The 23,681-nt window shown below is 61.3% G+C and carries 19 protein-coding genes; 8 read left to right on the forward strand and 11 right to left on the reverse strand.

The window, feature by feature from the left end; all coding sequences use genetic code 11:
• Positions 1–45: 45 nt before the first annotated feature.
• Together QMK17_RS16060 and QMK17_RS16065 are read right to left on the reverse strand one after the other, a co-directional pair.
• Positions 46–1,341 carry a lipase family protein gene (locus QMK17_RS16060; RefSeq protein WP_442972778.1) on the reverse strand — a complete coding sequence of 432 codons (1,296 nt, stop codon included), beginning with the start codon at positions 1,339–1,341 and terminating at the stop codon, positions 46–48.
• 1,510 nt (positions 1,342–2,851) lie between these two features.
• A complete protein-coding gene (locus QMK17_RS16065) occupies positions 2,852–3,085 on the reverse strand; it encodes a hypothetical protein (RefSeq protein WP_283510271.1) in 234 nt (77 codons plus the stop codon).
• 159 nt (positions 3,086–3,244) lie between these two features.
• Between QMK17_RS16065 and QMK17_RS16070 the strand changes: the two genes are divergently transcribed.
• The gene (locus tag QMK17_RS16070; RefSeq protein ID WP_283510272.1) at positions 3,245–3,793 is read left to right on the forward strand and encodes a TetR/AcrR family transcriptional regulator; all 549 of its coding nucleotides are present in this window, start codon (positions 3,245–3,247) and stop codon (positions 3,791–3,793) included.
• Positions 3,794–4,381: 588 nt separating this feature from the next.
• On the opposite strand, the gene QMK17_RS16075 is transcribed toward QMK17_RS16070, so the two are convergent.
• Positions 4,382–4,528, reverse strand: coding sequence for a hypothetical protein (locus tag QMK17_RS16075; RefSeq protein ID WP_283510273.1), 147 nt, complete (start codon positions 4,526–4,528; stop codon positions 4,382–4,384).
• A gap of 678 nt (positions 4,529–5,206) precedes the next feature.
• On the opposite strand from QMK17_RS16075, the gene QMK17_RS16080 reads away from it, so the two are divergent.
• Complete coding sequence (locus QMK17_RS16080; protein WP_283510274.1) at positions 5,207–5,458, forward strand: hypothetical protein; 252 nt, start codon at positions 5,207–5,209, stop codon at positions 5,456–5,458.
• Positions 5,459–6,585: 1,127 nt separating this feature from the next.
• Here the strand turns inward: QMK17_RS16080 and QMK17_RS16085 are convergent.
• From QMK17_RS16085 to QMK17_RS16100, 4 genes are read right to left on the reverse strand one after another with little or no spacing between them, the layout of a single operon-like run.
• Positions 6,586–7,755: a M20 family metallopeptidase gene (locus QMK17_RS16085; protein ID WP_283510275.1), complete on the reverse strand. Its 1,170-nt coding sequence runs from the start codon at positions 7,753–7,755 to the stop codon at positions 6,586–6,588.
• Positions 7,752–8,426, reverse strand: coding sequence for a DUF1028 domain-containing protein (locus QMK17_RS16090; RefSeq protein ID WP_283510276.1), 675 nt, complete (start codon positions 8,424–8,426; stop codon positions 7,752–7,754). Before QMK17_RS16090 ends, QMK17_RS16085 begins: the two co-directional genes overlap by 4 nt.
• Entirely contained in the window at positions 8,423–8,872 is a 450-nt protein-coding gene (locus QMK17_RS16095) for a RidA family protein (protein WP_283510277.1), read from the reverse strand. Before QMK17_RS16095 ends, QMK17_RS16090 begins: the two co-directional genes overlap by 4 nt.
• Before the next feature lie 30 nt (positions 8,873–8,902).
• Positions 8,903–10,186 carry a flavin-containing monooxygenase gene (locus QMK17_RS16100; RefSeq protein WP_283510319.1) on the reverse strand — a complete coding sequence of 428 codons (1,284 nt, stop codon included), beginning with the start codon at positions 10,184–10,186 and terminating at the stop codon, positions 8,903–8,905.
• 247 nt (positions 10,187–10,433) lie between these two features.
• Between QMK17_RS16100 and QMK17_RS16105 the strand changes: the two genes are divergently transcribed.
• Positions 10,434–11,873, forward strand: coding sequence for a purine-cytosine permease family protein (locus QMK17_RS16105; protein WP_283510278.1), 1,440 nt, complete (start codon positions 10,434–10,436; stop codon positions 11,871–11,873).
• On the opposite strand, the gene QMK17_RS16110 is transcribed toward QMK17_RS16105, so the two are convergent.
• From QMK17_RS16110 to QMK17_RS16125, 4 genes are all read right to left on the reverse strand, one after another.
• Complete coding sequence (locus QMK17_RS16110) at positions 11,825–12,439, reverse strand: TetR/AcrR family transcriptional regulator (RefSeq protein ID WP_283510279.1); 615 nt, start codon at positions 12,437–12,439, stop codon at positions 11,825–11,827. The genes QMK17_RS16105 and QMK17_RS16110 overlap by 49 nt on opposite strands.
• Before the next feature lie 27 nt (positions 12,440–12,466).
• Positions 12,467–13,915, reverse strand: coding sequence for an aspartate ammonia-lyase (locus tag QMK17_RS16115; protein ID WP_283510280.1), 1,449 nt, complete (start codon positions 13,913–13,915; stop codon positions 12,467–12,469).
• Between the two features lie 114 nt (positions 13,916–14,029).
• Positions 14,030–14,962 (reverse strand): LysR family transcriptional regulator, encoded by a 933-nt coding sequence (locus QMK17_RS16120; RefSeq protein WP_283510281.1) that lies wholly within the window; start codon positions 14,960–14,962, stop codon positions 14,030–14,032.
• A gap of 27 nt (positions 14,963–14,989) precedes the next feature.
• Complete coding sequence (locus QMK17_RS16125; RefSeq protein ID WP_283510282.1) at positions 14,990–16,489, reverse strand: APC family permease; 1,500 nt, start codon at positions 16,487–16,489, stop codon at positions 14,990–14,992.
• Positions 16,490–16,819: 330 nt separating this feature from the next.
• Here QMK17_RS16125 and QMK17_RS16130 point away from each other — a divergent pair, with 330 nt between their 5' ends.
• The 5 genes from QMK17_RS16130 to QMK17_RS16150 all read left to right on the forward strand — a co-directional run bounded on the left by QMK17_RS16130 (position 16,820) and on the right by QMK17_RS16150 (position 23,654).
• Positions 16,820–18,940 (forward strand): oxidoreductase, encoded by a 2,121-nt coding sequence (locus QMK17_RS16130; RefSeq protein ID WP_283510283.1) that lies wholly within the window; start codon positions 16,820–16,822, stop codon positions 18,938–18,940.
• 11 nt (positions 18,941–18,951) lie between these two features.
• Positions 18,952–19,326, forward strand: coding sequence for a cupin domain-containing protein (locus QMK17_RS16135; protein ID WP_283510284.1), 375 nt, complete (start codon positions 18,952–18,954; stop codon positions 19,324–19,326).
• Between the two features lie 3 nt (positions 19,327–19,329).
• Complete coding sequence (locus QMK17_RS16140) at positions 19,330–20,820, forward strand: aldehyde dehydrogenase (protein WP_283510285.1); 1,491 nt, start codon at positions 19,330–19,332, stop codon at positions 20,818–20,820.
• 435 nt (positions 20,821–21,255) lie between these two features.
• Positions 21,256–22,425, forward strand: coding sequence for a Rieske 2Fe-2S domain-containing protein (locus QMK17_RS16145; RefSeq protein WP_283510286.1), 1,170 nt, complete (start codon positions 21,256–21,258; stop codon positions 22,423–22,425).
• A gap of 47 nt (positions 22,426–22,472) precedes the next feature.
• Positions 22,473–23,654: an acyl-CoA dehydrogenase family protein gene (locus tag QMK17_RS16150; protein ID WP_283510287.1), complete on the forward strand. Its 1,182-nt coding sequence runs from the start codon at positions 22,473–22,475 to the stop codon at positions 23,652–23,654.
• Positions 23,655–23,681 lie beyond the last annotated feature (27 nt).

The raw sequence follows: 23,681 nt of genomic DNA on the forward strand, positions 1-23,681 counted from the left end.
TACGCCAGAACTCAGCCGTGAAATCTCGGGTTGCCACACCTGCCGTCAGTCCACTGTGCACCCGTCGGCTACCGGAATGTCGTCGAGTCGGTCGGTGATGTAGTCGAGAGCACTGCCGTTGACGTAACCGTCGAGCACATCCGGTCCGTAGTGGTTGGGTAGCACGGCTCCCGGCAGAATCGGTGGCAGTTCGTCGGTCCGAAAATCGACTGTGGCGCCCTTGGCACACCAGTCGACTGCGAGTTGACGGGCCTGCGCATAAGGGACAGTGTCGTCGTTGCGTCCGCTGGTGATCAGTACAGGGCTCGTCGGCGTCAGTGTGCCGATGCGTTGCTCGTCGAAGACGGGCGCGGCCTCGGGAATCGTACGAAGGTTCGCCAGCAGCGATTGATGATCGGAGGTGTACGTACTCGTGCGCAGGAACGGATAATCGAGGATGACGTCGGCGATGCACGACCCGCTCAATGCGGCCATAGCCGCCTTCCCTTCCGGCGTCAGCCGGGCGTTGAACGGCTCCAACAACTCCGGGCGACGCGCCACGAAGCCATTGACAGCGAATCCGATCACCCCGCCGATGAGGGTGCCGTCGACTTGATCGAGGGTCTGCAGCAAATCGGCGGGTGGGGCGCCTGCCCATGTTCCCTTGATATTCAATTCTGGTGAGTAGGACTGTTGTAGCTCTGCCGCTGCGGCAACCGCACCGCCGCCTTGCGAGTAACCCCACAGCGCAGTCGGAGTGGAGGAACCGGTGCCGCTCAATGCGTTGGCGGCGCGTGCAGCATCGAGCACCGCGTGCGCTTCCTCGACTCGGTTGACGTAGGTGTGCACCCCGGGTGTGCCCAGCCCGATGTAGTCGGTGACGAACACTCTGGCGCCTCGCGCGATCCACACCGAAGAGGCCAACAGCTCTTGGTTCACGGAGACCGACAACGGATCGGTAGCAACGTTGAGTCCGGTTGCGAATGCGCGCGAGGGTGCGCATTGGTCTCCCTGGCCGACCGTACCCGGTGCGACGATGATGGTCGGACGTTCACCGTCGCCCTGCCACGGCTGGCTTGCTTCGATGTAGGTCCCGGTTACTGCCACCGGTGAATCATCTTGCAGGCGTGAGGTGTACATGACACGTTGCGCCCGGCCGGGCCACGTCCCATCGGCGCCGGGAAACGAGGCCAGCAACGGTAGCGGCTCGGCACGGACCACGGAACCGGGACTGGGATCGAACTCGGCTGGTGGAGTGTAGAAATCCGCTATCGGCTGGGCCGTAGCGACAGCGGCAGGTATCAATGCGGCGGCGACGAGGATGCTGCACGTCGCTACCGCCGTTGTCCTGATGCGAGTCAGTGCCCGGGGAAATACGAGCGTGCCTTTCAGCGAGTGCACAGTGGCATCCTGTCGTCGGTATTCATCGAAGTTGCATGAGCGTGCCGACGCCGTAGGGCTCGAACAGGACAAAGGTCCCCAACAGGTTCGGGCTCGATCCGTACCGGCGGATTCTCTTTCTCTGGTGCGATCGCACGTAGAGGGTCTCCGAATTCAGACTTGTAGGCCAACGCTTTCCGCATTCGAGAACACGTACTGGCTCCCCCACTTCGGCAAGAAGTAGCGCCGCGGTGGCCAGCGCCGAACCGGGAACCGCGGTTCCTGTCAGAGAGCGGCGATCCACAACGCACAAGCTTCCCCCAGAGTCGAAGATGGTGCGCGCAGAGATTTGAATCACACGCCGACCCACTAAAACTAGACACCCAACCCCGTTTGTGTCAAGAATTCGATCTACGCAGTCCTCACCACTTCTACAACAGACACTGTCGCGTGATCCCGCAGAGCGACTTTCGAGCTTGCACTGCGCGTGCCGGGGCATCTCGGGCTGTGAGTGCACGCCAATCATGCAAACATTGACACTTGGACCCTAAAGTGTCTAGTCTGATGAGACGGATGTGCATCCGGGGGGCGGGGGGCACAACCGTAGGGTCTATGGGATGCGTACACCGGTTGTGCTGCAGCGCTGGACCAATCTGTGTCGAATCGAAAATCATCAGCTACATCAGCGCTGGCGTGGTTATCGGTCAAGCGTTCGGTCGACAGCGTCCATTCACGTGGCCCGGCCCCACTCCGCATCCACTGGTCTGCGGTATTTACTCATTTTTGATATCGCTGAAGATATCTGCCACAAGCACTCGCACGACTCGGTCCTGAATGGGAGCCGCTGAAGCCGCAAAACTGTTTCGAAGCGAAGTTGCTCGCTGCTGAAAACAGCGCAATTTCGAAATATCATGTCGTTTCGTAGACAGCCACTTTTATTTGCAGAAAATCGGGCTTCCGAATGTTCTCCTGCCGGCCGAAGGTTGAACAGCACGGCACGATTTCCGTTGGCGGAATCTAGGCTCGGAATGACTACATGACCAGTCGACTCGCGAAATACTAATCCAGACTGCACTTCTCATGGCTCGCGTACGATGCCGCGAGCCATGAGAAGTAATCCGTCTTACAGAGCAGCCGCAGCGGTTGCCGAACTACCGGCAATTCCATCGCTTCCGAGGAAAAGTTGAACGAGAAGTCCGAGCAGTCCCAATTCCATGGTGATCTCCCTTTCGTTTCTGCATCTCCCGATGTCGGAAAGTGCACGCGGTTTGGCCCGCCACTCAATCGTAGATATCGAGCGCTATTTTCTCTACATCTCCCCTAAAAGATTTACGACTTTTATGACATTGATTTCCGGCTCTTGTCGAATTTATCGTCCCGTTCGAGATGGATGACTTTTTTCAGGCAATGAATTCGGCCGTTACTCTACAGAGGGACCGAAATTTTGTTCATTGTCTGCGCGCCACTAACGGCGAGCCCCTGTGCATGGTCGTTACTTTCGCTGTTCAATGTTGGCAAGTATCGTCGCGACGGCGGTTGGATCCTCGTCACCGAAGCGGACGAGCAGTGCGTTGATTTTTCGGGGGGTCTGCGGCCAGGACACTCCGAAAGCGTCAGCAACAGCAACGTAGTCGATCGCACGAACGCACGCGTCGACGTGCCCGGGCGAACGGTTGCGCTGGACAAATGCGCGTACACCTTGCCAGGCCCAGTGCTTCCACAGCATTGGTCGTCGTCACCTCTCTTGCGTGCCGGGCACCACCGGGTGCTTCCGAGATCGAAATATGGTCATTGCCGTGCATGTGATGGACTGGCCGCCGGGTGTTCACCGTGCTCGAGTGGGGGGATCAGACCGGCGATTGCAGGAGTTGTAGATAATCCATAGATGCGGTCACGCCGGAAAATAATCGATGCCACTTCTCAACTCATCGAGCATGGCGGCTTCGATGCTGTGAATATTGCCGCCGTGGCTGAAACAGCGGGCGTTTCGCGGCAGACGATCTACTCCATCTTCGGCACACGCAACGAGCTGGTTTCGCAGACTGTCGCAGAGATAACACTCGCGGTGGTCAAGGAGATTCGCGCTCGGCTCGACGCCACCGACACGCCATTCGAGTACCTCGTCGAGTTGGTCGTTGCCGGTCGTGCTGCAGTGCGGACACATCCAGTGATGATGGCTCTTTTGCAGGTAGGGGACGCAAACCCGCTGTTCGATCCAGACATGATGGACCGGGCGAGCTCGGTCACTGCCGCGTTGCTCCAACCCTTGATCGATCGTGAGCCAAATCTTCCCGACCTGAAGGAAATCGCTACGGTCATAATGCGGATGGGGCTCTCGATCATCCTCTTCGAGGATGAATACGTACGTTCCGACGACGACATTCGAGAGTATTTGACTCGCTGGCTACTCCCGGCCATGCCCTTCGGCTTGTAAGTAGATACATCCGGCCCCTTCAATTCCATGTGCGCCAATCCCCACCACCCCGGCTGGACACACAGTACTAAGAGTGTCCAAGTATGTCTACCGGTGACCGTGATCGACTGCCGGACCCTGGATATTTCATCGATGCACGGATGAATGCCTGGAAGACGGGTTTCTTCGTCAATCCGAGGACGCCGCCTGGGAGGGGCTCTCGGTGTCAGTGTCTGCCGTCAGAAATTCGTCGAGCACACGAAAGAACAGGTCGGGCTCGTCCAGTTGCGGAAAATGTCCCGCACTCGAGAATACTTCTACCCGTGAATTGGTTCTCGACGTGTGTACCGAACTCCTCTGGTGGATTATGGGCTCTGGACCGGCCCAGCTTTGGGCGCCCACCCGTTCTGAAGCTCCGCGTCGCGCTGCCCGCAGCCAGGGCTAGAGGCAGGGTCATCCTGTCGGTGGTCTGGGCAGCGTGGTCGTTGACGAGTACTGGGCACCCCACGTAAACGAACGGGCCGGTGCCGACGCCGCCCATAGCGGTGCCGAAGATGTTGCACCAGTTTGGCGCGGGCGGATGCTGATAGCTCAGACTCCAGCTGTGCATCAGTCCCCAGTCGGAATCGATGAGGTTCGCCGTCCACCGCAGCATGATGGGAAGTCCGTCCAGGCGAGGTCGACGGTGCCGCACTGCAACTCCATGACAGCACCGAGAGGTGCCATCGTGCGCAGGGCCGAACTGAATGTCTTCATACGTACTCCCCGACGAAGTATGTTCTCGCACAGGACATCGGCAACAAGTCACGCTCGGATGCCTCCCCCTGACGCTGGACGGACCGATGTCCGCTAGTCCGCGTTTCGGGAACAAGCTGAGCTCACAATCGCCCTGTTTTGTGACGTGAGACAACAACTTTTCATGTTGTCGCCTTTCTCGCGTTCCCGCTCCACTAATTTTCGGAGTTGGCTCCGTCGCCCGCATAAGCCGCGTCGGAGTTCATTTCGTGTGCGGCGGCTAATGTTTGGGCGGCGTCGAAGAGTGATCGATGTAACTGGCGCGGTTCTCGTTTACGGCGCGTGCGTCGGCGATTACGTTGCCTTCGCCGGGAGTGGAGAGGGTGGGCAAGTGGTTGGGAGCCTTCCAGTGCGGCTCGCAGGGATTTCGCCGAACAGGCACCGATCGCTAGCCGAGCTGAACGGCCCGCAGTGCGTGAACAATGCGCGGTGCGTGAACAATGCGCGGTGCGGGTGAGGGCGCTCGAACGTGACCCTCTTCTACTCCGAGCGATCACCTGACTCCGAAGGATCCCGCCCGCCACGCGCAGCGCCAACACTGCTCGTGTGCGCACGTCGACAGCGCGCGAAAAGTCGCGAAGGCTACAAATCGTTCGCCGAGCGAACTTCCCGGCGAACTGCTTGAATACCAATATGTCTGTGTCGGGAGTTAACATTAATGAACTGCGTGCCGTCGGTGATGTCGTCGATATAGTCCAAACTGATGGCGCGGTCCTTGCCGGGACGATCGTCGAGGACTATGCCGGCACGTCGATGGCTATCGAGGATTTCGGCCGTAACTGGGCGCAACCACGTCGGTGGGCGGTCGCACTCGAGACTGGTGTGCTCGTGTTTGTCGACGATGCAGACCTCACCGAAGGTGACGATGAACCCGCCGTGAGCAAGAGATGACCGACCAGGTGAGCGGGCTTGATCCCTTGGTTGCGTTTGCGGTGAAGTGGGAACCGTACGGCGGTGCAGCCGCAGGCGATGTGCTCGTTGAGTTCGGACTCAGTATGGGCGAGTACCGAAGTCGACTGTTTCAGAAACTGAGCCGTCCGGACCGCGCCGGTGTGAGCGCGCAACTCCGTAGGCGGCTGATCTCATATTCGTTGATCCCTGTTCAGCGGGCACAGAGGAATGGTGAATGACGACTCGCACCAATGCGGTGCGTGCGGGGCGGCGTGGCATCTACCGTGATGCGGCAAATGTACTCGATTGATCAGATTCTTCGAGGTATGGAGACAATCAACCAACATGCTGTGGCACAGGAGTCCATTCTTCGATCTTCCTGGCGACTGTACTTACCATTGAAAAAATCTTTACGGGCTTGAACACCGGGGTGCCAAAAGCATTCAAGAAGATTTGCGTGAGTTGGTGGACTTCTCGCAGAACTATTCCGATGCTGGTCCACAGTTGGTCGATGCAGTGGGCATTCGATGCGGCACATTCGGACGTGATCGTCTAGTGAGGTAGCGGGTCACGGCCTGCCGCACTATTTCGACCCTCGAATCGATCGACCATCCAGCGACGCTGTACCCAGGATCGTGGGCGGGGGCTTGGTAGAACGGTTCACAAACGTCCCGTCCTTCAGGGTTCAGAGCCCGGAAAACTACCTCCTCCCACCGAGGGGACTGATGTATGACCGGGATTATCCAGCAACACTTGGGTTTCGGCGGGGTGTCGTTCACTTCGAGAACACCACTGAGCTGTTGGATGTCGCGCAGAGTGCTGATGACCACGTTGAACGACCCGGGGTTCGCGTCAAGTGAACTGCCCGTTCCGGGAACCTAGGACCCCCGCTCCACCCACGCTGCTCACCTTCCGCCGATGCTCGATCTTGGACGGTGATCGATTGGGGTGTCAGCCGCTGTACGCCAGGGCCGTCGGGGAACATCGACGCCAATTCAGCCCGTTCGAGGCTCCCGCCACGAAAACTTCTACTTCGGCCTGCGGGGCGTTCGTTCGTTCGGTCTCGTATATTTGAACTAGGTGAGCAGCATCTCGGCGCCCGCAGGCCGCATCCGAGTCGCAGGGTTTCACGGACGTGTTTTCGCCCCGTTTACAAGGCGGTTTCGGATGTTGCCCTCCAACGCTGCGTCGACGATTGTCCCCGCCAGCGCTATTGCTCCCTGTGCGATTGCCGCCTCCGCTGCCGGGGAGAGGGTGGCCGCGGCGAATTCGAGTTGGTGGTTGACCGCGGGAGCCGAATCGATGCCGATGTACGGGTGGATCGCGGGTAGGACCTGCGAGACATTCCCCATGTCCGTCGACGCACGCGCCATCATGGAGTCCGGGCCCGACACGAAGCGGCGTCCGACCCCGGTGGCGCGTCGCTCGTAGCAGGCCAGAAGCTCTTCGTCCGTTTGGAATTCGGCGTACGGCTTGGATTCGGGCGTGACGCTGAGCGACGAGCCGGTCGCCAGCGCACCCGCTTCGAAGCAGCGCATGATGCGAGGCTCGATGGCAGCCAGCTCCGCGAGGGTGTCCGCACGGACATACCACCGTCCCTCGGTTCGCTCAGCAATGGCATTGGGTGCTTCACCGCCTCGGGTCATCATTCCGTGTACCCGAGAAGAGGGCGGAAGATGTTGACGCAGTAAACCGATGGCCACCTGCGCAACGGTGAAAGCGTCGGCGGCGTTGATTCCCCGTTCCGGGTAAGCGGCAGCATGCGCAGATTTTCCCTTGTACTCGATATGACTGTGCGACACCGCGAAAGGTCTTGCTCGGGCCACATCGACGGGTCCAGGGTGGACCATTGCGGCTACGTGTTGGCTATCGAAACCGCCACGCTCGAGTAACTCGATCTTCCCTCCGCCGCCCTCCTCGGCGGGCGTACCCATGACGGTCAGACGCACTCCGAGGTCATCGACCAGCGGAGCAAGTGCACGTGCTGCGCCTACGGTGATCGCCGATATCAAGTTGTGTCCACAGGCGTGTCCGAGGCCGGGCAATGCGTCGTATTCTGCACACAACGCGATGTGTAGGTCCCCTTCGCCGATGGTCGCGGTGAACGCCGTATCGAGGTCGCAGAAGTTTGCGACTATCTCGAACCCATTGTCGGAGAGATGTTCTGCCACCACCCGGGCGGAGCGGACCTCCTCCCAGGCCACCTCGGGATGGTCGAAGAGGTCGCGGGACAGGCGTGCGAGCCCGCGGTGGTCGGCATTCACCCGGGCGGTGACAGCGTCGTCGATGTTGCTCATAGGTCTCCCGGCACGCCGTAGGAAGGCGCGCTGGTGGGGTCCACGCCCCGCGCGCGATAGTCTCGCTTCTGAGGCTGCCACAACTTCCACAGTGCCGTGAGATCGAGAAACGGGTCGTCCGAGGAATCGATTCTCAGATCGGTCACCGGCCAGGGAACATCCTCGACCACGATGAGACCTGCCGAATGTACGGGTCCCGCCTCACCGCCGGCTGCAACGGCCGCTCGGAACCCGTCGAGCAAACGGTCTTCGAAGTAGGCGGATCCGCTACGGAGATAGCCCGCTAGCAATTCGCTGATCACGCCGGTATCGGCCAACATGTTTCCCGCGGCCACTGCTTGACCGCCAGATTCAGCGGTATGGACGCCAAGGCTGTTCGGTCCCGAATGCACCGCCGTGTTGCCCTGGGCGTCCACGACGGTGACCTGTCGAAATTCACGGAACTTCTCGTCGGAAAGTGCGGCGGCAAGGGCAGTCTCGGCATCATTCCCACCGGCGAGCGCATCGAGGACGGCTGGGCCGAGCGCTGGATTGGTGATGTTCTGCGAAGCTACGATTCCGACACCGGCTCGTGGGTGGGCGCACCGCGCGGCGACCGCGAGGCTCGACGAACAGACAACCATGCCGAAGGCGCCGGTCTGGGGGTCTCGGGCCCCCAGCGAGAAGGTCACGACCCGCTCGCGGGTGTGACGGCGCTGATGACGGCTGTGGCGTCGATTTCGACCAGCCACTCCGGACGCGCAAGCGCCTCGACCACCAGTCCGGTCGAGACCGGGTAGACCCCTTCGAGCCAGCGGCCCATGATTCGATAGACCGTCTCGCGGTATCGGATGTCGGTGAGGTAGACGATCACCTTGACCACGTCTCGCAACGAACTGCCGGACTCGTGAAGAAGCATGGCGATGTTCGCCATTGCTTTCTCCGTTTGTACTGCGACGTCGCCGATTCCGACGGACTCACGAGTGTCGAGGTCCTGGCCGATCTGACCGCGTAGATACACCACGCCGCCTGCGACGACGGCCTGACACAGGTCATTGTCGAGATCCTGCTCCGGATATGTCTCCTTCGTATTGAAGGGTCGGATACGGGTATGAGTGGCTGCAGATGCGTCGGTCATATGGTCACTGTCCATTCTCTGATCGGCATGTCAGGACGAGGGAGCGAGGCGACGGTCGACGGGAGGCGTCGAATGGTCGAGGTCGAGATACCCACGCTGAATCTGAATTTGGTCCGCGATGAATTTAGCGTCGTGCCACACGCCCCAGATGAAGCTCGAACCGCGGCGTGACTGCCATGGAAGACCGAGGAAGTAGACCCCGGGCTCGGACGAAATACCGCGCTGGTGCTTGGGTTTGCCGACTTCGTCGAACGCGTCTACGTCCAGCCAGCCGAAATCGACGGCGAAACCGGTTGCCCACAGAATCGTCGTGACCCCGCAGGATTCCAGGTCGAGTTGCGTCAGGGGGTCGGATAGGTACTCGGGGTCTTCGGCGTGGAGTCGCGCTTCGGGTTCTTCCGGCAGATCGAGGCCGTTCCGTGTGGCGTACGCGTCGGCCTCATCGAGAATCGAGAGGTAGTTGGCGTCACCGTTGGCGATATTCTCTTCGAGATCGGACGCGAAATACATGACCCCGTCGTTGAATTCGTTTGCTCGCCCCAGCAGGGTGATTCCGCTGCACGCGAGATCTCGGAAATCCACGGTGTGCCCGCCATGCGCACCACTGACGGCAATGGTGACATGTTCGGCTCCCCGCGGCGGCGCGGACATCTCCCATTTCCCGAGAACGCCCAGCCACCAACAGAAATCACGTCCACGGTAGCTGCGCGGCGGTCGGTCGTGCGGACCGACGGCGAGGTAGACCTCGCGACCCGACCGACGAAGTTCGTCGGCGATTTGCACGCCGGAGGATCCGGCCCCGATGACGAGCACGCCGCCGTCGGGTAGCTGCTCGGGGTTGCGGTACGAGCTGGAATGCAACTGGTGGAGGTCGGTGCCCGACGGCACCACAGGTGGAATGACGGGCCGCTGGAAGGGACCGGTGGCCGCGACGACGTAGCGAGCTCCGACCGTCCCCTCGGACGTCTCGACAGTGAAGCCCGGCCGCCCGTCGACCTTCCGGACGGACGTGACCTCTACACCCGTGCGAACTGGAGCATCGATTTTTGCGGCATAGTCCACGAAATAGTCGGCGACTTGCTCTTTGGTGGCAAAAGCATCGGGGTCGACATCGAATTCCAGGCCGGGGAAGCGGTCGTGCCACGCAGGCCCATTTGCCACCAGGCTGTCCCACCGCCACGTTCGCCACCGCTCGGCGATTCGATCACGCTCGAGGACGAGATGAGGAACTCCGAGCGCACCCAGATGCTCGCTCATCGCTATTCCTGCCTGACCGCCACCGACGACCACGACCTCGGTTTCCAGGTTCGACATCTCGACCTCCACTGCTTCGACAGGCGACGTTTTATCCCCTGTCATGGTTCAGTCCGCGAGAGAATCTGTAAAATTCATAGTTCCGATTGTTTACATCTTTACTGCAGATAGCGAGATGAGCAGCAGTTTTCGGACGGCATCGGCAAAACAGATACGTAACATCCATTTTGACTGCTGTACAGCGATAGTTTCAGCCGGGGATGGTGACTGAAAAGCACCAGTCGCATCATGTCACCGGAGGCAACCCATGACCACCGCCCGCACCCGGGTGCTCGAAAAGCACACCGTCGGTTTCGTTCCCGAGGAAGATCGCCACGGCAAGGTCCGTGATTTGTTCACGCTGTGGTTCGGCGGCAATCTCGCTCCGCTGCCGATCGTCACCGGCGCACTCGGACCCGCTTTGTTCGGCCTGTCCCTGTGGTGGAGCCTGATCGCTTTTGCTGTCGGCCACCTGTTGGGTGGTGCGCTGATGGCGCTGCACTCGGCCCAGGGACCGCAAATGGGTATCCCGCAGATGATCCAGAGCCGCGGGCAATTCGGCTCTCTAGGGGCACTGTTGGTGGTCGTCATCGCCGCGGTGATGTATCTCGGCTTCTTCGCTTCTAACATCGTGCTCGCCGGCCAATCGCTACACGGAGTCGTGCCGGCCGTTCCGTTGTCCCTCGGGATCGTCATCGGCGCTCTGTGCTCGGCGGCGATCTGCATCGTCGGCTACAAGTTGATCCATCTGCTGAACAAGATCGGTGCCTGGGTTCTGGGCATCGGTATCGTCGTCGGGTTCATCGCGATATTCGCCTCCGACCTGCCCGCGGACTTCCTGACGCGTGGTGGATTCGACTTCGCCAGCTGGCTGGCGACAGTCTCATTGGCCGCGCTGTGGCAGATCGCATTCGCCCCTTACGTGTCCGACTACTCGCGCTATCTGCCTGCCGATGTCGGTGTCGCATCGTCATTTTGGGCCACGTACGCCGGATCCGTTCTCGGCTCGTTCCTGGCGTTCTCGTTCGGCGCCGTGGTCGCGTTGGCCGCGCCTATCGGGATGGACACGATGGAAGGCGTCGATGTCGCGACTGGCAGCCTCGGCACAGCGATGCTTCTTTTGTTCCTGCTCAGCGTCATCAGCCACAACGCCCTCAACCTGTATGGCGCCGTGCTGTCGATCATCACGTCGATCCAGACCTTCCGCGAACAGTGGATCCCTACAGCTCGCGCTCGGGTGGTCGTCTCGATCGTGATTTTGATTCTGGCGTCTGCGCTGGCCATCGGCCTGTCGACTGACTTCGTCTCGCGCTTCGTCGATCTCGTTGTCGTCCTGCTCATCGTGTTGGTCCCCTGGACCGCCATCAACCTTCTCGACTTCTACGTTGTGCACAAGGGAAAATACGACTTGGACTCGATGTTCCGCGTGGACGGCGGCATCTACGGAAGGTTCCAGACTCGGGCCATCACGGCCTACGCAATCGGTATCGCAGTACAGGTTCCGTTCATGGCGACCTCGCTGTACACAGGACCGATTGCCGCCCATGTGGGCGGAGCAGATCTGTCCTGGATCGCTGGGTTGGTTGTAACCGGACCGGTATATCTGCTGCTCCAGCGCGGTCATTCGACGGACGTTCCAGCCGGCGCGCCGAGCGAGGATCAATCGACGAAGGCAGACATCGGGCACGACAGAGCACCCGCGAGGTAGTCGAGCACTCCGTTTCGCGCACTCGTCGGACTCACCGCTTCGTTGCGTCCGACGAGGTGCAGCCCGTAGGCGTCTTCGAGGAGCACTGTTGTCGTCGCGATCGATTGAACTCGGCCTCGACCGTCGAACTCGCCTGCGTCGACGCCCTGCTCGATGACGCATACATACAGCGACACCTCCAGCTCGAACAGCGTGCGCATGAGTACGGAGTGCGCGGGGCTGCGTGCTGCGTGTAAGTGCAATTCATACAGAACTTGGCAAAGCTGGTCGTCGGACGATTCCGGAATGCCCAGATAGACGGTGCGACGTAACCGCTGCACGGGATCAACAATGTCGCGGACGGCGTCGTGGCGAGCACGATGAAATCGGTCCACGGCGCTCTCGTGTACCTCTCGGACGAGATCGTCCAGGTCCGAGTAGTAGTAGCTGACCAGGCCCGCAGACAGGCCGGCACGCTCGGCGACATCCTTGATTCGCAGGCCGGTCAATCCGCGTTCGCAGATCGCTGCGGATGCGGCAAGGACCATCTCGCGCCGTCGTGCCGCCTGCTGCTTTGGTCTCGCCATCAGATCATTGTCCGTGCCGGCGGTCGGTCAGATCTCACGAGGTGCGGTTGCTGCCCGAACGCGGCCCGATCCCGTCAGGTAATCGGGGTCGAGGACGGCATCGAGCTGTTCGGCAGTCAGCAAGTTCTGCTCGAGCACGATCTGGGTCACGAGGCGCCCGGTGGCAAGTGCCGTGGTTGCAACGCGCGTCGCGCCGTCGTATCCGAGGAGTGGGCTCATAGCGGTCGCCAGTCCGATGGACCGTTCGACACCGCCGCGCATGTGCTCGACGTTGGCGGTGATCCCGACTACGCACTTGTTAGTCAGGACCTCGCATGCTGCGGTGAGTTCGGCGAGCGAGGAGAACAAGCTGTGGGCGATGACCGGCTCGAATGCGTTGAGCTGCAATTGTCCACCCTCCGCGGCGATGGATACGGTCACGTCGTGGCCGATCACCCGGAATGCGACCTGGTTCACCACCTCCGGGATCACCGGGTTCACCTTGCCCGGCATGATGGACGAACCTGCCTGAACGGCCGGGAGGTTGATCTCCCCGAGGCCCACTCGGGGCCCAGAGGACAACAGACGTAAATCGTTGCACACCTTCGACAATTTGACCGCGGTGCGCTTGAGTACCCCGGACAGTTGCACGAACGATCCGACGTCCTGAGTAGCCTCCACGAGGTTCGTCGCCGTCGAAAGGGGAAGCGCGGTAATGGTCCGCAAGGCTTCGCAAACTTCAGCGGTGTACGCCGGGTGGGTGTTGAGTCCGGTTCCGATGGCAGTGCCGCCGAGGTTGATCTCCGCCACCAGTAGCGCGGCTTCGCCCAGTCTCTCGGCGTCTTCGCCCACCATTACCGCATAGGTTCCGAACTCTTGACCGAGCGTCATGGGCACCGCGTCTTGCAGTTGAGTTCGGCCCATCTTGAGATATTGGCCGAACTCGACGGATTTGAGCGAAAATGCCTGTGCCAGATCGTCCATGGCGTTCGTGAGCCGGCGAATTGCGTACTGGAGCGCAATCTTGACCGCGGTTGGATAGACGTCGTTGGTGCTTTGCCCGAGGTTTACGTGTTCGAGGGGATGTACAACGTCGTACCGGCCACGCTCCACGCCCAGGATGTCCAACGCAAGATTCGCTACCACCTCGTTCGCATTCATGTTCGTTGAAGTGCCTGCGCCGCCTTGGATTACGTCGACGACGAAATGTTCGTGATGGTTTCCGGCGCGAATATCTTTGCAGGCAGCCACAATTGCAGCTGCAATGCGGTCATCGAGCAAACCCAGCTTTTGATTGGTCAGTGCAGCGGCCTGTTTCACGCTCACGAGAGCGTCGACCAGGTCGGTGTGATGACTGATGGGCGTGCCACTGATGGTGAAGTTCTCCAACGCGCGCGCAGTGTGCACGCCGTAGAGCACTGTGACGGGAATCGGCTTCTCTCCCAACAAGTCATGCTCGAATCGAACGGCACTCGTGGTGTTCGTGCTGACAGACATGATCGACCTCCGGTCGAGGGCAGTGGAACTGGTGCTTGCTCGGCTCGAATGATGTCGCGACCGCACCGCATCTGTACAACACAATTAACAGACGCATTGCATCGAAAGAACAGATCAACTGGTTGGCGCGGCTCGCCGAGATGCAAAATGGGCTCGTGCACGGTCGGCGACGGCACGAGCGCGCGCGGTACTGCGCACTCCACGCAACCGAACGATCACCACCGGAAGAACCGGCACGTCGTCGGCGATGGGAATCGCGACAACCTGTCCGCCGTCATAGGTGCGGCCACCGTCGGCCGGCTCCTGGTTCAGGATGGAGAATCCGTGGCCGCGGGCTACGAGGCCGCGTACCGTCTCATAGCTCGCAGACCGGTACCGCACCACCGGTTCGACGCCCACGCCTCGAAGCATAGAAAGGAAGTAATCGCGGCTGCTCGGCAGATCCAGCAGAACCATCGGCTCGTCCGCGAGGTCGGCAAGAGCGATCGCGTCCGCACCGGCCAGTCGATGGTCGGCCGCGAGAATCACGTGCGGGGGTGCATGTCCGATGACCTCGGATTCGAGGTCAGGGTGCAGGGCCAAGTCATATGTGATGGCCAATTCGCACGTACCGTTGCGTAGCTCCGCGCGGACCGACGCGGCCTGCGTTTCGAGGACGTCTACCACCAACTCGGGGTGGATCCTGCGCAGGTCGGAGATCAAACTGGGCAGCACGAACGGGGTCAGGGTGACGAAACACGCCAGCTTTACCGTCCCGCGCACCACGTCTTCGTGGCCGCGGGCGGTATCGAGGACCTCGCCGAGGTGTGCGAGCAGACTCTGGGTGTCCCTGAGCATCTCCTCACCGGCTGCAGTGAGAACGAGTCCCCTCGACGGCTGACGGATGAAGAGCTGGGTCCCTATTTGGTGTTCCAGTTGCGAGATAGCAGACGACACCGCTGACTGCGCGACCAACAGCTGCTCGGCCGCCTTCGTCATGTTCGAGTGTGATGCTGCTGCAACGAAATACCGGAGTTGCGTCAGGGTGACATCGGGCCGTCGCTGCACAGTTCTTTCTCCTGAGAGTCCCACCGGTCAGGCTGTGGCGGCCACTTCGGTGATTGGCGCTGCCTCGGTCCGGACGGTGCGGCCGCGGAGGTAACCCACGCCTCCCAGTAAGGACAGCGCCGTCAGTGTACCCAGCGTGAACACTTCGAACGTGAGTCGGCTGACTCCCCACGTGGCCTCGAAGTCGTAGTCCAGCCCGAACACGGTTTCGAGGGTCCCCGGAAAGACTGCCACCCACGAGCCGAGCAGGATCCAGGCGAAGCACACGCTGCCGAGCGCGCGGTATCCCGCCGTGCCCACCGGCACCTTGAACGGGCGCGGCGTGTCCGGGAACTTGGAGCGGAGTCGAATGGCACTGGGAATGACGATGAGGTAGCTGAGCAGAAAAGTGGAGATGGAGATACTCAGGACCACGCCGAAGACGGCGGCCGTCGATCCTGTCACTTGCATCGCGGCCAGCATGAATGTCGATGACGCGACGCCCGAGAGAAAGTTGACGCGCAGTGGTGTGCCCAGCCGTGGGTGGAAGCGGCCGAAGAAGCCGCCGAAGAATGCACCGTCCGCGGCAGCCATGGCCTGCATCCGGTCGCTGATGATCATCCATGCGGCCCCCTGGGTCATCAAGATGATCGCGAAAACGACGCCGGTCGCCGTCAGCAATGCCGGGCCGGCAGCTCCGTACACGGTGTAGACCTCGGCGACGGCGTCGAGCAGTCCGCCGATACCGGTGACCTCGTCGGCTGGGATGACCAACAGAATGGCGAAGATCGGGAGCAGGTAAGCCGCGGCGGCTATTCCACAGGCGCGGGCAATGGAGACGGGGACGTCGCGCCCCGGGTTCTTCATCTCCCCGGCAGCACTGTTGCTCGACTCGAATCCCAAGTACGAGAACAGAAGCAGCGGGGTTACGCCGAGCAGGCCTGCCACCGTTGGGGAAAAGGTTTGCGTGGAGAAGCCGCCGAATCCGTTCTTGATCCCGTAGAGGGCTGTTGTCAACAGAAAGAACGTCAGGAAGGCGATTTTGAGAATGGCGCCCGCAGTCGGAATCCATTTTCCTCGTTGCAGGCTGATGATGGCGGCTGAGACAGTGAGCCAGATGAACACCAGCTTGAACGCGTAGTCCGAGATCGATCCGGACTCGATGGGTGTGACGTAGTGGTTCCACGTTTCGGTGGCAAGGAATGCCATCGAACCGCCTACCCACACAGGCTGCGTGACCCAGGTGAGCAACGACGCCATTGCCGCTGGGGCGCGTCCATATGCCGCGCGCACCCAGACGTAGACGCCGCCCTCGCCCGTGAAGGTACTTCCGACTTCGGCGAATATCAGTCCGTACGGAACCAGGAACAACACCGCCAGAACAACGGCCCAGGTGAAGGTTTCTCCACCGAAGCTGGACACCTGCCCGAGCACTTCGACGGACACGACTGCCGCGACGATGAGAAAAATGATGTCGAAGCGTCCCAGGGATTTTTTCAGGTGTTCGGTCTGGCGTTGGGCGAGTGGAGTCGGTGTCGTGTCACTCATCGAAGTGCCTCTCTGGGCTCGGCTGATTCTGGCTGGCGGCCTTGATTGCGGTGGACGCGAACCCAACCCTGATCTCCTCGAGCGTCTTCTGTACAACACATATTTGCGGGTTACTCCATCGAATAGGCAGATTGTCAACATCTGGTTTCGTCGCTGTGACCTCAGCGTTCCCGAGTGCTGGTCATCTGTTCAGGAGATGACCTGCATCACAAAACGACGGGCACCGATGTGGTGAATCGGGTGGTGTCCCGACGGCGCAGTGTGCATTATTTGAGATACATCGCAAAGAATTATGCGAACCGCTACAGCTCATTCCTCTAGGAGGAAATCGTGCGAGATCCTCGATACGACGTCCTGTTCGAGCCGGTTCAGATCGGGCCCGTCACCGCCCGGAACCGGTTCTTCCAGGTTCCACACTGCAACGGCATGGGGTACCGCGACCCCTCCGGCGAGGCGTACATGCGACAGATCAAAGCCGAGGGCGGCTGGGCCGTCGTCTGCACCGAACAGGTCGAGATCCATCCGACCTCCGACATCGGACCGTTCATCGAGCTTCGGCTCTGGGATGATCAGGACCTGCCTGCTCTGACACGAATCTCCGAGAAGATTCACGAGGGCGGAGCTCTGGCAGGTATCGAGCTCGCGCACAACGGACTCAACAGTCCCAACCTCATCAGCCGCGAGACGCCGCTCGGTCCGCAGAACCTGCCCGTGGTGTCGTGGAACTACGACCCGGTGCAGGCCCGAGAGATGACGAAGTCCGACATCGCCGACCTACGCCATTGGCACCGTGAAGCGGTCCGGCGTTCACTCGTTGCCGAGTACGACATCGTCTACGTCTACGCCGGCCACGCCATCGGCGGATTGCATCACTTCCTCTCCCCTCGCTACAACAACAGAACCGACGAATACGGCGGGAGCCTCACCAACCGAGCTCGCCTGCTTCGGGAGATCCTCGAGGACACGTGTGAGATGGCCGACGGAAAGGCTGCGGTGGCTTGCCGCATCTCCGTCGACGAGCTCATCGGCGACGAGGGCATCACCCGCAGCGAGATCGAAGATGTCATCGGGATGCTCGGGGAAATTCCCGACCTGTGGGATTTCGTGCTGGGCAGCTGGGAGGACGACTCGGTCACCTCGAGGTTCGGCCCCGAGGCGGAACAGGAACCGTACGTTCGCGGCCTGAAGCAGCTGACCACCAAGCCTGTCGTCGGCGTCGGACGCTTCACCTCACCCGACACGATGCTTCATCAGGTCACGTCCGGGGTGCTCGACTTCATCGGTGCCGCTCGGCCGTCGATCGCCGACCCGTTCCTTCCGAACAAGATCGAACGCGGCGACCTCGAAGACATCCGTGAGTGCATCGGATGCAACATCTGCGTGTCAGGCGACTTCACGATGTCTCCGATCCGGTGCACCCAGAACCCCACGATGGGTGAGGAATTTCGTCGAGGCTGGCATCCGGAGCGCATCAAGGTTCGGTCGAGCGCGGCGAACGTTCTCGTCGTGGGTGCAGGCCCTTCGGGTCTGGAAGCTGCCCGGGCCCTGGGACAGCGCGGATACGCCGTCAGTCTCATCGAGGCGACCCGCGAGATCGGCGGCCGCGTGACCCGAGAGTCCGCCCTCCCTGGGTTGTCCGCCTGGAGTCGCGTCGTCGACTACCGCGAGCAGCAATTGCGCAAGCTCGACAACGTCGAGGTCTTCCGTGAAAGCCCGCTGACTGCCGAGGACATCCTCGACAACGACTTCCAGCACGTCGTGACGGCTACCGGATCCAGTTGGCGGCGCGACGGTGTCGCGAGGTGGCACACCCACCCGATCTCCGTGGCGGCCGAGGCCGATGTGCTCACACCGGACGACATCATGACGGGCAGCCGGCCCCGGGGAAACCGAGTTGTGCTGTTCGACGACGACCACTACTACCTCGGGGCCATCCTCGCAGAGCTCCTCGCGAAGGAGGGGTACCACGTCACTCTGGTGACACCGGCCGCGCACGTTTCACAGTGGACCACCAACACGATGGAAGTTGTGCGCATCCGAAAGCGCGTGATCGCAGCGGGCATCACGGTGCACACCAACCGCGCGCTCGCGTCGGTCGACGTCGACACAGCGAACACCGTCTGCGCGTTCACCGGAGATCCAATGGCCTTACCTGCGGACTGCGTCGTCATGGTGACCGCACGCCTCCCCCACGACGGGTTGTACACCGAGCTCGTGAGCCGCGAGAGCGAGTGGGCCGACCACGGACTGATTTCCGTCAAGGGCATCGGTGACTCCTGGGCACCGTCCACCATCGCGGCCGCCGTCTGGTCCGGCCATCGTTATGCCGAAGAACTCGACGAACCTGTCGATCCCCGCCCTGTCCGGTATCGCCGTGAAGTCACCGAACTCTTTCTCGAACCCATCCGCTCCACATCCAACACATCTGCCCTTATCGGCACGCGTCCATGAAAGAGAACACCATGACCAGTCCCGCACTCATCCCAGTCGGATCTCGACTCATCGAGAAGATGGCACCCAGCTCTTACGTCACTGCCGAGACGCTCCGATCCGGAGATCCCCAAGAGACAGAAGCTGTACATCTGACCAGCGCGGACTCAAAATTCTTGACCGGCTCCTGGAGCGCACAGCCCTACACCGAGTTCATCGAGTCCTACCCGGGAGACGAATACACCCGAGTGCTAGAGGGATCGGTGACACTCACCACTGACGGCGGCACTCCTCGAACGTTCACCGCGGGTGAGGCATTCACCCTGACGAAGGGGTGGCGCGGCGAGTATCGGGTGAACGAACCTCTGGTCAAGCAGTTCGCCATCTATGTCTCCGACGAGGGCTGACCCATGACCACCAAGACACTCGCCGACTGGACTTCGCTCGCCGCCGAGCTCACCATCCGAACCGGCCTGTACATCGACGGCGCATCGGTTCCCGCTCGGTCCGGGGCCACCTTCGACTCGGTCAACCCGGCAACCGGCTCGGTCATCGCGGCGGTTTCTGCCGGCGGCGCAGCCGACGTCGACCTCGCGGTGGCCGCCGCCCGCCGCAGCTTCGAGGGCGGGGCGTGGTCCCGGTCGGGCATTGCCGAACGTAGGCGCGTTCTTCTGCGGCTGGCCGAACTGATCGAGGAGAACGGTGCGGAGTTCGCGCTCCTGGACTCTCTCGACATGGGCAAGCTCGTCAACGATGCCTTGACCGTCGACGTGCCCTCGGCGGTCGATCTCTTCCGGTTCTACGCCGAAGCTCTGGACAAGATCCCCGGCGAGATCGCGCCGACGGCGCCCGGAAACCTGGCCTTGGTAACCCGTGAGCCACTCGGCGTTGTCGCGGCAGTCGTGCCATGGAACTTCCCGCTCGATCTCGCGGTCTGGAAACTTGCCCCGGCCTTGGCCGCGGGAAACAGTGTCGTACTCAAGCCTGCCGAGCAGGCCCCTCTCTCCGCACTCCTGTTGGCCGAACTTGCCACCTGTGCAGGCCTTCCCGACGGTGTGCTCAACGTGGTGAACGGTGATGGTCCGACGACGGGCGCGGCCCTGGGGCGGCACATGGACGTGGATGTTTTGGCCTTCACCGGATCCACGGCGACGGGAAAGCGATTCCTGAGCTACGCCGCCGAGTCCAACATGAAACAGGTCTGGCTCGAATGCGGTGGCAAGTCCGCCAACATCGTCTTCGCCGACTCGAACCTGGTGGAGGCGGCTCAACACGCTGCCGGCGGAGCGTTCTTCAACCAGGGCGCAGTGTGTTCCGCGAATTCACGCGTGCTGGTGGAGGCGTCCGTCGCCGAGGAGTTCACCCGTCTGCTCGTCGCCGAGGCGTCGGCCGTCACCCCCGGCAATCCGCTCGATCCGGCATCGACGCTCGGGGCCGTCGTGGACGAGCATCACACCAAGAGGGTGGTCGGTTTCATCGATCGAGCGCGTTCCGATGCGACCGTCGCGACGGGCGGTAACCGAATTGATGTGGACGGCCGGGGCTGTTTCGTGGAACCGACAGTCCTCACCGATGTTTCGGGTGACGCCGAGATTGTCCGCGACGAGGTATTCGGGCCCGTCGTCACTGTCCAAACATTTGCTGACGAGGAAGCTGCCGTCCGCATGGCGAACGACAGCATCTATGGGCTGGCCGCGTCCGTGTGGACCGACAACCTCGACCGCGCACACCGTGTGGCGTCCCAGCTCCGAGTCGGCACAGTGTCGGTGAACTGCGTCGATGCTTTGGGGTCGACGACGCCGTTCGGCGGTTTCAAGCAGTCGGGGTTCGGACGGGACCTGTCGCTGCACGCCCTCGACAAGTACACCGGACTCAAAACAACCTGGCTGCGTCTGCGTTAGCCCTTGCCCGGTACACCGCCAAGAGTGTCGGCGTCGAACGATGTGAACATCTCCCATGAACATGCGGGGCGCATCGTCGGCGACCGTGAATGTTCAAGCTGTCGGCGGACTCGTGTGGGGATTCCGCACACTCAGACCGAGTTCGCGCTGGACGATTCCGACAGCAGATGAGCCAGTGGGCCGTCAATCAGGTAGAAGCACACGATCTCGATGATCGCGTGCCACGGTGGGTGACGTCGGCAGTTCCCGCACCCTCGAAAAGTCTCGACGTACCTATCGTTTCCTGACCAATCGGGCGACTGAGCAGGCCGAGGTCCAACCTCTAGAGGAAATGTCTCGGTCAGTGGGACGCGGACCGAACGCAGAGTCCATCAACCCGAAGTATGTGTGGCGCATCACATGAATGTGCGCACTAGCGTGAGGGAAGAGGCAACGATGGCGCTGCAATCCGAGGTCGACGTCGACGTCGACGAGATCAGAATGATCGAGGCGTCGGCCGCCCCGACGCGATTTGCCCGCGGCTGGCACTGTCTGGGTCTGCTCAGTTCATTCCAGGATGGAAAACCACACGAGGTGAAAGCGTTCGGCGGGTCACTGGTGATCTTTGCATCCGAGTCCGATGGCACGATCAACGTGCTCGACGCCTTCTGCCGACACATGGGGGGCAATCTTGCCCGAGGTGCCGTCAAAGGTGATTCCATCGCCTGCCCCTTCCACGACTGGCGTTGGGGCGGCAACGGGAAATGCACCGGGATCCCCTACGCCCGACGCGTTCCCCCGCTCGCCCGGACCCGGTCCTGGACAACTCTCGAGCGCAACGGCCAACTGTACGTATGGCACGACCCCGAGGGCAGCAAGCCGACCGACGAGGTGACGATCCCTGAAATCGAGGGCTACGGCACCGACGAGTGGACCGATTGGACCTGGAATTCGCTATTGGTCGAGGGCTCGCATTGCCGTGAGATCGTGGACAACGTCGTCGACATGGCCCATTTCTTCTACGTGCACTACGCGTTCCCCCGCTTTTTCAAGAATGTGTTCGAAGGTCATGTCGCCACCCAGTACATGCGTTCGACACCGCGCCACGATATCGCGGTCGGCACCAGTTACGACGATCCGAACTCCACCCTCCGCTCGGATGCGTCCTATTTCGGGCCCTCGTACATGATCGACAAGCTGTGGAGCGAGGCCAACGGAATGTTGATCGAGACGGTGTTGATCAACTGTCACTACCCGGTCAGCGAGAACGCATTCATGCTGCAGTACGGGGCAATGGTCAAGAAACCACAAGGCATGTCGGACGAGGCCGCAGCAAGTATGGCTCAGCAGTTCGCGCAGGGTGTGGAGATGGGTTTCGAGCAGGACATCGAGATATGGAAGAGCAAGGCCCCCATCGACAATCCGCTCCTTTCCGAGGAGGACGGCCCCGTATATCAGTTACGCCGCTGGTATCGGCAGTTCTATGTCGACGTCGACGACATCACAGATGACATGACCAAGCGGTTCGAGTTCGAAATCGACACCGAACGGGCCGTGCGTAGCTGGGAGGCGACGGTCGGCGAAAACATCGCCAACGGTGTTGTGCCGCTGCAGACCAACGCCTGAGCCCGCGCAGAAACCGACAGCACCGAAGGACGAGAAGGACGACTCTCATGACCTCCAAAGTGATCGACAACCTCACTGAAATCGCGGATCAGCTACGCGATCAGGCGACCGAAGCCGAGCGCATCGGCCGCCTACCCGACGAGACTGCGAAAAAACTCGTCGTAGCCGGCCCTATCAAAATGCTTCAACCCGAACAGTTCGGCGGCTTCGAAGCGCATCCCCGCGAGTTTGCGGAGACCGTCATGAAGGCTGCATCGCTGGATCCGGCCACCGGATGGATCTGCGGCATAGTCGGCGTGCACCCCTGGCAGCTGGCATTCGCCGACCCAAGGGTCCAGGAGGAGATCTGGGGACAGGATCCTGACACCTGGATAGCCTCGCCCTACGCCCCGACCGGTATCGCCAAGCCCGTCGACGATGGCTACATCTTCAACGGTCGTTGGCAGTTCTCGTCTGGAACCGACCACTGCGACTGGATCTTTCTGGGCGCCATGGAGGGTGACAAAGACGGCAACATGGCCCTGCCGCCGCGGATGTTGCACATGATTTTGCCGCGCAGAGACTACGAGATTGTCGAGGATTCCTGGAATGTAGTCGGCCTCAAGGGCACAGGATCCAAGGACATCATCGTCCGGGACGCTTTCGTTCCCGACTACCGGGTGATGGATGGCGACGAGGTGATCAACGGCATCGCGCAGAAGAACGCCGGTATGACCAAGTCGCTGTACAAGATGCCATGGTCCACCATGTTCCCGCTCGGCATTTCGTCGGCCGTCATCGGCATCGCCGAGGGTGCGCTGGCCGCGCACCTGGACTACCAACGGGGCAGGGTGGGTGCGCAGGGTACCGCGGTCAAGGACGACCCGTACGTGCTGTTTTCGATCGGCGAGGCCGCGGCCGACATCAACGCGGCCCGGCAAGAAATCTTGGCGAACGTCGACAAGATCTGGGACATCGTCGAATCGGGCAAAGAGGTCTCTTTCGAGGACCGCGCCATAGGCCGCCGTACGCAGGTGCGGGCGGCCTGGCGGGCAGTCAGCGCCGTCGATCAGATTTTCGCTCGATCCGGTGGCAACGCGCTGCGGATGGACAAGCCGCTGCAGCGGTACTGGCGTGACGCGCACGCCGGTCTTGCCCACGCCATCCATGTGCCCAGCACCGTCTACCACGCGTCGGCGGTCAGCTCGCTGGGCCTCGACCCCGCCGCAAACCTCAAGTCGATGATCTGACCCGCATTCTCCAGCGAGTCCGAAACC

Origin of the sequence: Rhodococcus sp. G-MC3, from assembly GCF_030063335.1 — a bacterium.
GTDB lineage: Bacteria > Actinomycetota > Actinomycetes > Mycobacteriales > Mycobacteriaceae > Rhodococcoides.